The organism is Trinickia sp., assembly GCF_051961175.1.
Lineage (GTDB): Bacteria > Pseudomonadota > Gammaproteobacteria > Burkholderiales > Burkholderiaceae > Trinickia.
This window is the reverse complement of record NZ_JBQCDN010000353.1, coordinates 1-11,949: the sequence shown is the minus strand read 5'-3', so window position 1 is coordinate 11,949 and position 11,949 is coordinate 1. Positions and strand designations below refer to the sequence as shown.

General features: G+C 62.8%; 12 protein-coding genes. 4 read left to right on the top strand and 8 right to left on the bottom strand.

What is annotated here, in order from left to right:
• Positions 1-195: 195 nt before the first annotated feature.
• A complete protein-coding gene (locus ACTHL0_RS20520) occupies positions 196-1,635 on the bottom strand; it encodes an aldehyde dehydrogenase family protein (RefSeq protein WP_440568724.1) in 1,440 nt (479 codons plus the stop codon).
• Between the two features lie 235 nt (positions 1,636-1,870).
• On the opposite strand from ACTHL0_RS20520, the gene ppa reads away from it, so the two are divergent.
• Complete coding sequence (gene ppa, locus ACTHL0_RS20515) at positions 1,871-2,398, top strand: inorganic diphosphatase (RefSeq protein ID WP_440568723.1); 528 nt, start codon at positions 1,871-1,873, stop codon at positions 2,396-2,398.
• Here ppa and ACTHL0_RS20510 read toward each other — a convergent pair.
• Complete coding sequence (locus ACTHL0_RS20510) at positions 2,388-2,681, bottom strand: GIY-YIG nuclease family protein (RefSeq protein ID WP_440568722.1); 294 nt, start codon at positions 2,679-2,681, stop codon at positions 2,388-2,390. The two genes, ppa and ACTHL0_RS20510, sit on opposite strands and share 11 nt — an antisense overlap.
• 34 nt (positions 2,682-2,715) lie before the next feature.
• On the bottom strand, positions 2,716-3,891 hold the full coding sequence (locus ACTHL0_RS20505) for a GNAT family N-acetyltransferase (RefSeq protein WP_440568721.1): 1,176 nt from the start codon (positions 3,889-3,891) through the stop codon (positions 2,716-2,718).
• Positions 3,892-4,009: 118 nt separating this feature from the next.
• On the opposite strand from ACTHL0_RS20505, the gene ACTHL0_RS20500 reads away from it, so the two are divergent.
• On the top strand, positions 4,010-5,704 hold the full coding sequence (locus tag ACTHL0_RS20500; RefSeq protein ID WP_440568720.1) for an NAD+ synthase: 1,695 nt from the start codon (positions 4,010-4,012) through the stop codon (positions 5,702-5,704).
• Between the two features lie 99 nt (positions 5,705-5,803).
• The gene (locus ACTHL0_RS20495; RefSeq protein ID WP_102649078.1) at positions 5,804-6,142 is read left to right on the top strand and encodes a P-II family nitrogen regulator; all 339 of its coding nucleotides are present in this window, start codon (positions 5,804-5,806) and stop codon (positions 6,140-6,142) included.
• 268 nt (positions 6,143-6,410) lie between these two features.
• Here the strand turns inward: ACTHL0_RS20495 and ACTHL0_RS20490 are convergent, their stop codons facing one another.
• The 5 genes from ACTHL0_RS20490 to ACTHL0_RS20470 all read right to left on the bottom strand — a co-directional run bounded on the left by ACTHL0_RS20490 (position 6,411) and on the right by ACTHL0_RS20470 (position 11,480).
• A complete protein-coding gene (locus ACTHL0_RS20490) occupies positions 6,411-7,508 on the bottom strand; it encodes a porin (RefSeq protein ID WP_440568719.1) in 1,098 nt (365 codons plus the stop codon).
• A 721-nt stretch (positions 7,509-8,229) separates the two neighbouring features.
• On the bottom strand, positions 8,230-8,997 hold the full coding sequence (locus tag ACTHL0_RS20485; RefSeq protein ID WP_440568718.1) for an ABC transporter ATP-binding protein: 768 nt from the start codon (positions 8,995-8,997) through the stop codon (positions 8,230-8,232).
• A gap of 3 nt (positions 8,998-9,000) precedes the next feature.
• A complete protein-coding gene (locus ACTHL0_RS20480; protein WP_440568716.1) occupies positions 9,001-9,714 on the bottom strand; it encodes an ABC transporter permease in 714 nt (237 codons plus the stop codon).
• An 18-nt stretch (positions 9,715-9,732) separates the two neighbouring features.
• A complete protein-coding gene (locus ACTHL0_RS20475) occupies positions 9,733-10,422 on the bottom strand; it encodes an ABC transporter permease (RefSeq protein ID WP_440568715.1) in 690 nt (229 codons plus the stop codon).
• A gap of 437 nt (positions 10,423-10,859) precedes the next feature.
• Entirely contained in the window at positions 10,860-11,480 is a 621-nt protein-coding gene (locus ACTHL0_RS20470) for a periplasmic heavy metal sensor (RefSeq protein WP_440568713.1), read from the bottom strand.
• Between the two features lie 206 nt (positions 11,481-11,686).
• On the opposite strand from ACTHL0_RS20470, the gene ACTHL0_RS20465 reads away from it, so the two are divergent.
• Positions 11,687-11,949: response regulator (locus ACTHL0_RS20465; protein WP_440568712.1), on the top strand; the 263-nt coding region annotated here is incomplete at its 3' end.

The following is an 11,949-nucleotide window of genomic DNA, read 5'->3' as shown; positions in this document are numbered from 1 at the left end:
CTTGCAATCGCATGCTGTCTGCCTCCTGGCCTCGTCGGCCTGTAGATTTTGATTCGGCTTCCGCTCCTGATGCGCGCGCTCTTTTGCACGTCCCGCGCGCTTTCGTTCATGTCGATGTTTTTGTTGTTGCTGTTGTCGTTGTCGTTCGTTGTCGCGGTTGTGGCCATTTCGACGCGATATCGGCCAGCCGGCCGCCTAGCCGTGCCGGATCGCGATCGTCTTTAGTGTGGTGAAGCCGTATAGCGCCTCGAAGCCTTTCTCGCGCCCATGGCCCGATTGCCCCGTACCGCCGAACGGCAATTCGACGCCGCCGCCCGCACCGTAGTTGTTCACGAACACCTGCCCCGCGCGCAGCCGCTGGGCAAGGCGCAACTGACGCGCGCCGTCGCGCGTCCAGACGCCAGCGACGAGCCCGTAGCGCGTGCCGTTCGCCAGCGCTAGCGCATGTTCTTCGTCGTCGAAGGGTAGCGCGGCGAGCACGGGCCCGAAGATTTCCTCTTGGGCGATGCGATGTTCGGGCGGTACGTCGGTGAATAGCGCCGGAGCTTGGTAGAACCCGCCGGAGGGCGCACCGGCCACGATTTCGCCTTGCGCGGCCAGACGGATCCCGTCGCGCCGGGTGTCGGCGACGAACTGCGCCACGCGCCGATGCTGCTTGGCGTTGATGAGCGGGCCGCAATCGAGATCGCTTGTGCTCGGGCCGACTCGCAGGGCGCGGAACGCCGCGGCCAGGCGCTCGGCGAGCGGTGCATAGACAGCCCGCTCGATCAGTACGCGGCTGCCTGCCGAGCAGGTCTGGCCGGCGTTTTGGACGATGGCGGTCATGAGCGTGGGTAAGGCCGCGTCGAGATCGGCGTCGGCGAACACGATTTGCGGCGATTTACCGCCGAGTTCGAGTGTGACGCAGGCATGGTGCTCGGCGGCCAGTTGGGAGACGACCGTGCCGACGCTCGGTGAGCCCGTAAACGAGACGTGATCGACACCCGGGTGGCTTGCGAGCGCGGCGCCGGCTTCGGTGCCATAGCCCGTGACGATGTTGAGCGCGCCCGCGGGCAGGCCGGCTTCGGCCGATAGCTCGGCCACACGCAGCAGCGACAGGCAGGCATCCTCGGATGGCTTGACGACGCACGCATTGCCGGCCGCGAGCGCGGCACCGGCGCTGCGCCCGAAAATCTGCATCGGGTAGTTCCACGGCACGATATGACCGGTGACGCCGTGCGGTTCGCGCACGGTCAGCACCGTGTAGCCGGATTGGTAGGGGAGCGTCTCGCCGTGCAGTTTGTCGCACGCACCTGCATAGAACTCGAAGTAGCGCGCGAGCGCGGCGGCATCGGCGCGTGCCTCGCGCAGCGGTTTGCCGGTGTCGCGTGCTTCGAGCCGCGCCAACTCCTCGGCGCAGGCGGCGACCCGCACCGAGAGCCGGTACAGCGCCCGGCCGCGCTCGGCGGCGTTCATCCGCCCCCATGCGCCCTCATAGGCCGAGCGGGCGGCCGCGACGGCGGCGCCGATATCGGCGGCATTGCCCCGCGCGATGCGCGCGAACGGTTGGCCGTCCGACGGATCGATCATCTCGATCGACTCGTTCGCAGCCGGGGCGGCCCAGCCACCGCCGATGAAGTGCTTCGCTTCTTCCATCCAAGGCTCCTCGTTTTTGAGTCAGAACCGTCTGTCGAAACGTCACCAAGCGCGATTATGGCGCGTTCCGCGCGGGAAGTGGCACGCGCCGCTCGGCTATAATGGCGCGCAATGCTGGCTGCCGCCAGCGGTGCGTTCACCGGCTGTGCGCGCGCATCTCGACCGAGCATGCACCGCTGCCGCATCCGGCGCGAGCCTCACGCTTTCCCGTTTCCCATTTCCTGAAGAGAACGCCATGAGCTTCAATCACGTGCCCGCGGGTAAGGATCTTCCGCAAGACTTCAACGTCATCATCGAAATCCCGGCGCAAAGCGATCCGGTCAAGTACGAGGCGGACAAGGAACTGGGCCTGCTCGTCGTCGATCGTTTCATCGGCACGGGCATGCGCTACCCGGTCAACTACGGCTATATTCCGCAAACGCTCTCGGGCGACGGCGATCCGGTCGACGTGCTCGTCATCACGCCGTTCCCGCTGATTCCGGGCTGCGTCGTGCGCTCGCGCGCCCTGGGCATGCTGCAAATGACTGACGAATCGGGTGTCGATGCCAAGCTCGTGGCCGTGCCGCACGACAAGCTGTGCCCGATGACGGCGCACATGAAGTCGATCGACGATGTACCTGGCTACCTCAAGGATCAGATCAAGCACTTCTTCGAGCAATACAAGGCGCTTGAAAGGGGCAAGTGGGTCAAGGTGGAAGGGTGGGCCGGCATCGATGCCGCGCACAAGGAAATCACCGACGGCGCCGCGAACTTCAAGAAGTAAGCGTAAGAGCCAGTTCGGGCAGGACCGATTCGAGCGTGCGCGTGCCGGCGGCGAGCGCACGCTTGTCGGCCGGCGCGAGCTGCTTGACCCGATATTCGGCGCGCAACGCGCTGGAACGATCGGCGAGTTCGAACGACGCGAGCAGCGCAACGGGCTTGCGCGCTCGCGTGTAGCGGGCCCCCTTGCCCGTCACGTGCTTCGCGTAGCGCGCCTGAACATCGGTGGCGATGCCCGTATAGACGCTGCCGTCCGCGCATTCGATCAAATAGAGAAACCAAGCCATCGTCGCATCGATCCGTTGACGTAGTGAGCCGCTGTTAAGCCCGTCTTTTGAACGGATCGTGCTCGCGCAATTCGTCGACGTGCGCATGGATCATATTCGCCTCGTTATCGAGAAAGCGCGCGACGGCATCGGCGAACGCCGGATGCGCGAGCCAGTGCGCCGAATGCGTGACCGTAGGCATGAATCCCCGCGCCATCTTGTGCTCGCCTTGCGCACCGCCTTCGAATACCGCGAGCTTTTCTTCGATACAGAACTCGAGCGGCTGATAGTAGGCCGTTTCGAAGTGCAGGCACGGCACGTGTTCTATCGCCCCCCAGTAACGCCCATAGAGCACGCCGCCCGTTTTGGCGTCGCGCTGATAGACGAGCAGTGAACTGGCGATGGGGCGCCCGTCATGCTCGGCGATCACGAGCAGCAGGTTTTCGGGCATCGATTGCCCGATCGTGCGAAAAAAGTCGAGATTCAGATACGGCGAGGAAAAGTGCTCGCGGTACGTCTGCCGATAGCAGCGGTTGAAGAATCGCCAATCGGCATCGGTCGCGTCCTCGCCGCGCACGCGGCGCAGCCTGACGCCGGCCTCGCGCACCTTGCGCCGCTCCGCGCGGATGTTCTTGCGCTTTTTTTGTTCGAGTGTCGAGAGGAAATCGTCGAAGTCGCGGTAGCCGTCGTTGAGCCAGTGAAACTGGATGCCTTCGCGGCGCATCATCCCTAAGCCAGCGAGGGCGTCGGCTTCGCGTTCGGTCGGAAACAGCACATGCAGCGAGGAGACGTCGGATTGCTCGGCGAGCGCGACGAGTGTGGCGGCGAGCTGGCGCCGCGCGGCGTCATCGACGGCGATCAAACGCGTGCCTTGCACGGGCGTGAACGGCACGGCGCAGACGAGCTTCGGGTAGTACGACAAGCCGTTGCGCTGATAGGCGTCGGCCCAGGCCCAGTCGAAGACGTACTCGCCATACGAGTGATGCTTCACGTACAGCGGCGCCATGGCGGCGAGCGCGCCCGTGCGCTCGTCGACGAGCGTGACGAATCGCGGCGCCCAGCCCGTCTCTTCGGTCGCGCATTGGGTGCTTGTCAGCGCGCTCAGGAACTCGTGGCGCAAGAACGGCGTCGGCTGTTCCTGGCGCGCGACGAGCGCGTTCCATTCCCGTGCGTCGACTTCAGCCGGCGAGGCGAGGAGCCCCATGCGATAATCGATGCGTTCCTGTTTCAACTGTCTAACCGTGTAACCGTGTTCTTCGGGACGGCGCGATGCGTGTGCGTTCTCGCGCGCGCCCGTCGTTCGTTTTGTCGAGTCATTCCGCCGTCCGGCCGCTCGCCGCTCACAGCTCATGAAGACCCGTATCGCTTTAGCACAAATCAACGTTACCGTCGGCGATTTCGCCGGCAACATCGCGAAGATCGTCGACGTGGCGCGCGCCGCGCACCGCGACGGCGCCAAGCTCGTGATCACGCCCGAGCTGTCGCTTTCAGGCTATCCGCCCGAAGACTTGCTGCTGCGCCCGGCTTTTTATGCCGCGAGCGCCGCGGCGCTCGCCGAGTTGGCGCAGCAACTGCAACCGCTGGCCGGCCTGCATGTGATCGTCGGACATCCGCATCGCGCCATCGGGACGGCGCATGACGATGGTAATGCAAACCGGCCGATCGAGCGTGGGGCATCGCCTGTCGACACCTACAATGCGGCGTCGGTGATCGCCGACGGCAAAATCGTCGGCACCTACCTGAAGCAGGATCTGCCCAATACCGAGGTGTTCGACGAAAAGCGCTACTTCGCGTCGGCCACGACGCCGTTCGTCTTCCCGCTCGACGGCGTGAAGTACGGGCTCATCATCTGCGAAGATGCCTGGCATTCATCGGCCGCGCAACTCGCGAAGGCAGCGGGCGCGCAGGTGTTGCTGATTCCGAACGCATCGCCGTTTCACATTAACAAGGAAGCGACGCGCGTCGATATTGTCCGCTCGCGCGTGGCCGAGACGGGCATGCCGGTTGTCTACGTGAACCTCGTCGGCGGCCAGGACGAGCTGATCTTCGATGGCGGCTCGTTCGTGCTCGACGAGGAAGGCCAGATGGTCGCGCGAATGGCGCAGTTCGTCGAGGGCCATGCGATGGTCGAATTCGACGACGGCCGGCCGCTGGCGGGGCAAATCGTCCCGGCGGATTCGCTTGAAGCGCAGGTCTATGCGGCGCTTGTGCTCGGCGTGCGCGACTACATCGGCAAGAACGGTTTTCCCGGCGCGATCATCGGGCTGTCGGGTGGCGTCGATTCGGCGCTCGTGCTCGCGATCGCCTGCGATGCGCTGGGCGCCGAACGTGTGCGGGCCGTGATGATGCCGTCGCGCTATACGGCCGACATTTCCACCTCCGATGCGGCCGAGATGGCGCGGCGCGTCGGCGTGCGGTACGACGAAATCGCGATCGCACCGATGATGGAAGCGTTCCGCGGCGCGCTGGCGGGCGAATTCGACGGCTTGCCCGAGGATGCGACGGAAGAGAATATTCAGGCGCGGATCCGCGGCACGCTCTTGATGGCGCTCTCGAACAAGTTCGGCTCGCTCGTGCTCACCACGGGCAACAAGAGCGAAATGGCGGTGGGCTATTGCACGCTGTACGGCGATATGGCGGGCGGCTTCGCTGTCATCAAGGACATTGCCAAGACGCTCGTTTATCGGTTGTGCCATTACCGCAATGGCGCGGCGTCGTTCGCTCGGCGCGATGTCATTCCCGAGCGGATTCTCACGCGCGCGCCGTCGGCGGAACTGCGCGATAACCAGACCGATCAGGACAGCCTGCCGCCGTACGAGGTGCTCGATGCGATCATGCGCATGTATATGGAAGAGGACAAATCGCTCACCGAGATCGTCGCGGCCGGCTACGCACGGCAGGACGTTGCTCGCGTCACGCGCCTGATCAAGCTCAACGAATATAAGCGGCGTCAGGCGCCTATCGGCATTCGCGTCACGCATCGCGCGTTCGGGCGGGATTGGCGATATCCGATCACCTCGCGCTATACCGAGCCGATCCAATGAAGCCGCGCTGCGGTGCGTTTGGCACCGCAGGGTAGAATCGATCCATTCTTTGATCCCGATCCATCAGTTTGTCGGATCCCCGAGAGGTAGAGGCAAATCATGAAACGTATCACCGCCATCATCAAACCGTTCAAGCTCGACGAAGTGCGCGAGGCGCTGGCAGAAGTTGGCTTGACGGGGCTGACCGTCACCGAGGTCAAGGGCTTCGGCCGTCAGAAGGGGCACACCGAGTTGTATCGCGGCGCCGAGTACGTCGTCGATTTTCTGCCTAAGGTGAAGATCGAAGTGGTGGTGGCGGCGGCGCAATGCGATCAAGTCATCGATGCGATCATCGGTGCGGCGCGCACGGGTAAGATCGGCGACGGCAAGATCTTCGTGACCGAAGTGGAGCGCGTGATTCGGATCCGCACGGGCGAAGAGAACGAAGCGGCAGTTTAAGGCGCGAAGCGTACGGCGCTCGACGCTCAGGTATTGAGCCCGGGCGCTCGCCGCATGCATGTCGTGCGGCCGCCTTGGCTTGCAACGATATGACATGCAGGGACACCGCTCAAGACGGTGAGCGCTGGTACAACGATAAAAGCTTCGACACAAAAAAAAGGTGCGACGCCCTGACGGGACATCGCACCGATACGCGCCTCTCGCAGCAGCGTGAAACTTGAAACTGTAAAACTGAGTTAAGTCTGTTCTTTTTGGCTACGCCGTTCGCTTAGAACGAGTGCTGAATACCAGCGTAGACGCCCGATTGGGTGTGACCGGCAACCGGGTTTTCCAGGTTGCTCGAGCCAGCGCCCGTCGCTTCCAGGCTGAAGTTCGCGGCCTTGCTGTTACGCACGTGGGCGATCTGAATGTCGAGCAGCGTGCGCTTGGACAGGTTGTACGTGCCGCCGATCGTGTACATCGTCGCGTTGCCAGCACCGTTGTTGCCGTTCACGTGATACACCGCGCCGATTGCGGCCAGCGCCGGCGTGGCTTGCCACGTCACGCCACCCCATTCGTGATCGAGCGACGTCGGCGTGCCGGCTGCGAGGCCGGTGGCGCCCGACGTACGGATCGCTTGATACGCGGCTTGGAGCTTGATGGAGCCGAGGAATACGTTTGCGGCTGCCGTGTACTCACGCGAGAACGTGAATCCGCCATCGGAGCCGTTCAACTGGCCATTTGCCGGATTGCGGATTTCGTCATAAATGCCACGCACTTGGAACAGCGAGCTCGTGTACGTCAATTGCAGACCGTCTTCGCGACCTTGCGCGCCCGCGGCCGTGCTATTGCCGTTCCATTTCGTCTGGTTCGACAGCGCGTATTGACCGTAGAAGTCGAAGCCGCCGAACTTCGGCGATTGATACGCCAGGTTGTTGCTCGACTGCGGCCAGTTGCGGCCACGCACGAGCGATGCCGACGACCAGCTCGATTGACCGAACGGATCGAAGTCCCACACGCCGTTCGAGATGTACAGCATGCGGCCCATCGTGAACGTACCGTAGTTCGCATTGGAGAGGCCGACCGTCGCCCACCGATTGAAGAGGCTGCTTTGGAGCTGGCCGTTCATCAGGTTGAAGCCGTTTTCCAACTTGAACAGCACTTGGTTGCCGCCACCGATGTCTTCAGCGCCCTTCAAGCCCCAAAGGCTCGTGCCCCAGTCGCCGCTTTCTGCGCGCCAACGCGAGGTCGAACCGCCGGCGCCGTTTTGCAGGCCCGACATATACTCGAGGCCGGCATCCACACGGCCGTACAGCGTCACGCTGCTTTGTGCGTGTGCAATGACACCAGCCGACATGAGCGCCGCTGCGAGCAAAGCTTTCTTCATCTTCTCCTCCATTTACCCTGTCAAAAGTGAAGCCAGTACTGCGAATAGCGCTCGGGCGAGAGCATCGCCCAAGCGGGAATCCGTATCAGGGGAGATCCATCGGAACGCTCGAGCCGTAGCTGCGGGCTGGGTGAGCCGGACGCGCTGTGGTCGGGTTCGAGGCCGCTCGTGGGGCGGCGTCTCCTCGTTTGAAGTAAAACTACATTTGCAGAACTTTGTTTTGCTACTTTGGTTACTAATTTAGCAAAAATACATGCCTGTGGCCAAGCAAATCGTAGTCTCGCTAGCAGGTGTCTCTTAATTGCCATATCCATATGCTGGGACGGTCCGCCGCGGCGGCCCGCAGCGCCTTGCGTGTCGTAGTGCGACAACGGACGCACAGGTTGCACGGAAGTTGGCGTTGAGGAATTTAGGTATTGACGAGAAATATTGAAGAAGGTAATCGGAGTGCCGGCCGTGTGCCCACCTTGTGCCTGACGATGATCGCGAGTGGTGCAGATCGCAGGGCGAATTCGCGGCGCGGAAGACCGGTCTGTCTTCCGGGGGCGCCGCCGGTGTGTGCGGGAAAGCGGGAAGAGCCGGCCACGAAGGACGGATTTCGACGCCGACCACGGATGTCTTCGACGAACACCCGCAGGCTCAGGGCGGCCCAATCACCCACGAGGCTCACGCAGCGGTGAACCCTATGTCGAAACCCAACCGTTAAAGGCTCAACCCATTCCTACTTCAAACTCCCCGCCAAGAACTGCCGCAGCCGCTCGCTCTTGGTATTGTCGAACACCTCCTGCGGCGCGCCTTCCTCTTCCACGCGCCCTTGATGCAGGAACATGACGTGATTCGACACGTTGCGTGCGAACCCCATCTCGTGCGTCACGACGATCATCGTCCGGCCTTCCTCAGCCAGCTTCTGCATCACCTTCAGCACCTCGCCGACCAACTCCGGATCGAGCGCGGAAGTCGGCTCGTCGAACAGCATCACATCGGGATTCATCGCCAACGCACGCGCGATCGCCACGCGCTGCTGCTGCCCCCCTGACAAATGCGACGGATACTGCTTCTCGAGCCGAGGCGTAAGTCCCACCTTCTCGAGGTACGTCCGTGCCCGCGCTTCGGCCTCTTTTCGAGCCATCCCCAGCACATGCATCGGCGCTTCCACCACATTCTCGAGCACGTTCATATGCGCCCAGAGATTGAAGTGCTGAAACACCATCGACAGCTTCGTGCGGATCCGCTGCAGTTGCTTCTGATCGGATACGCGCAGCGCACCCGTCTTGTCCTTAGCCGTGCGCACCTCTTCGCCATCGACATAGATGCGTCCGGCGCTCGGCTGTTCGAGAAAGTTAATACAGCGGAGCATCGTGCTCTTGCCCGAGCCCGACGAGCCAATGACGCTGATCACGTCGCCGGCCTTGGCCTTGAGCGAAACACCCTTGAGCACTTCGTTGCTGCCGTAGTGCTTGTGCAGATCGTCGATGAAAAGCTTATGCATGAGTTACTTGCCTTGCGGGCGCAGATAGGCGAGCCAGCGCCTCTCGGCGCGGCGAAACAGCGCGACGAGCGCGAACGAGATGCCGAGATAGAGCAGCGCCGCGATGCCGAACGCCTGGAACGACATATACGTTGCCGAGTTGGCGTCACGGGCGACCTTGAGGATATCGGGCACCGTGGCCGTGAATGCGACCGTCGTCGCGTGGAGCATCAGAATGACTTCGTTGCTGTACAGCGGCAGGGCGCGCCGCAGTGCCGAGGGCAAAATGACGCGCCGATAAAGCGTAAACGTCGACATGCCATAGGCACGCGCCGCCTCGATCTCGCCGTAGGCCGTCGCCTTGATCGAGCCCGCGAAAATCTCGGTGGTGTACGCGCAGGTGTTCAGCGTGAACGCGAGCAGCGTGCAGTTCATTCCCTGGCGGAAGAACGCGTTCAGCAACTCGTGATTGCGGACCACCTCGAGGCTGTATAGCCCCGTATAGCAGAGCAGCAACTGCACGTAGAGCGGCGTGCCACGAAAAATGTACGTATACAGCCAGACGGCGCCCGAAAGCACTCTATTGCGCGATACCCGCGCACAAGCCAGCGGCACCGAGAGGCAGAAACCGATGCCGATCGATACGACAAGCAGCCACATCGTGATGGCCAGGCCCGTCGTCTGGTAGCCATCGGTGAACAGGTAGTTGCGCCAGTAGTCGTGAATCAGCTCGATCATGGTGGAGATGGACAGATCTTATAGCTCGGCTTTACGCACACCGATCGAGTACCGCTTCTCGAGCCAGAGCAGGACGAGATTCGAAATCGTCGTGATGGCGAGATAAATCGCGCCCGCGATCAACGTGAAGAAGAAAAATCGCAACGTGCCCTTGCCGGCATCCTGGCTGGCTTTGACGACGTCGGCGAGGCCGATGATCGACACCAGCGCGGTGGCTTTCACCATCACCTGCCAGTTGTTGCCGATGCCGGGCAGCGCGAAACGCATCATCTGCGGGAACATGATGCGCGAGAAGGTCTGCCAGCCTGTCATGCCGTAGGCGGCGCCCGCCTCGAGCTGGCCGCGCGGCACGGAGAGGAAGGCGCCGCGAAACGTCTCGGTGAAATAGGCCCCGTAGATGAATCCGAGCACGACGATGCCGGCCACGAACGGGTCGATATCGATCTGGTCCCAGCCGAGCAGGTCGGTCAGATTGTTGAGCCAGATCTGGATGCTGTAAAAGAGCAGCAGCATCAGCACGAGATCGGGCACGCCGCGCACGAGCGTCGTATAGACGGTGCCGATGCCGCTCGACAGGCGGTTTTTCGAAAGCTTCGCTGCCGCGCCGATCAGGCCCAGCACGAAGGCCAGCGCGAGCGACAGCAGCGACAGCTTGACGGTCTGCCAAGTGCCGGCGAGGATCAGCGGGCCGTAGCCTTGAAGAAACATGGTTGGAAGTGCAGTCCTTGACGGCGCGCCATCGGTGCGCACCGCGAAACGAAATACTAAGCGGCCAAAAATGATGTGCCGCCCTTATTGGGGCCAGCGCCGCGGCATCAAGGGCGAGCAGCGATGGCCCGGCCCCGGGCATGCCTCGCGCCGGCTACCGGTGAGCCTCCCGTCCGCCGTAACGGTCACCGCCGCCACGCGAATAGAACGACCGGCCGGAAAAGCGCGGTATTTTACCTGAAGCGAAACTTGACGCTAGTGAGGCGAACCCGTGCGTGCGGAGAGAAGGGGCTTGCGAGCCTTGGCGCGGCCGGCACTGGGAAAAAAGCCGCGGCGTCAATGGGCCGCGGCGGAAGGATGTGCGCGGGAGAGACAGCGCACATGAGGGCAAGAAGGCTGAAACCGGCTGCCAGGGCCGGCTGAATGACCGATTCGAATTACTGATTTTGCGATGGCTTTGCTCCGGGCCCACCGTCATGCCCCTGCTCCATCATTCCTTCGCGGTGGTGCATCATCCGGGCGAAATGCTGTTTGATGTCGTCGCTGACAACCTTCTTCTGTTGTTCGCTCAGGCTGTTGTAGACCTTCAGCCAGGCCGCCGCCACTTGCTCGTGCCGTTGCCGCTCCTGATCCTGAAGCTTTTCATGGGCGTCGTGCATGGCGTTCAGATCGATGACCGGCTGCTGGCTCAAAGCCTCGAACTGTTTGCGCGCGGCTTCGTGATCGGCGCGAGCGGCCTCGTGCGCCTGTTTCATCGTCTCCAGCGCGTTCTGCCAAAGTTGCTCTTCCGCCGGGGTGAGCGTGAGTTTGAGCTCGTTGTGCAGCTTGCCGAGCTCCATCATGAGCATCATGCCTTCGTCATGATGATGGCCGCGCCACCCGTGATGCCACGCGCCCGCACCGTCGGGCCCCGAGGCGCCTTCGACGGCGTAAGCCGTCCCGAAACCCAGCGTGAGCGCCGCGGCCGTCACGGCGACCCAACGCAACGAGCGGCGGGAAATCAAATTCGTTTTCTGCTTGCGCCGGGTGAGGGGCAGTGAGGGCGAGGGTTGCTTCATCGGATACTCCTGAACATTCGGAAGTTGAGCCGCGCGATAGGCGCAGGCTCCGTACCATCAGGCTAGGCGCCCCGCCGCCGATGCGTGTTACGCCGCTCCCTCGGGCTGTTACGTGCCATTACGGGCGCGTCGCGCGGTAACGGTCCGTAACCCTTTGGCGTGCCTCTGATGTCAGGACGCAGGCGGCTAGCGTTAAACTTGCCGCCATGGCTACTCAAATCCTCGTCGTCGATGACGACGCTGAATTGCGCGATCTCCTGCGCGACTACCTCGTCCGTCAAGGCATCGAGGTTTCGGTGCTGCACGATGCTGCGACCCTCGAGCGCCGGCTCGAACGCGAGCGGCCGGATCTGATCGTGCTCGATCTGATGATGCCGGGTGTGGACGGCCTCACCGCGCTGCGCAAGCTGCGTGCGACGGGCGACGACATCCCTGTGATCATGCTGACGGCGCGTGCCGACGACGTCGA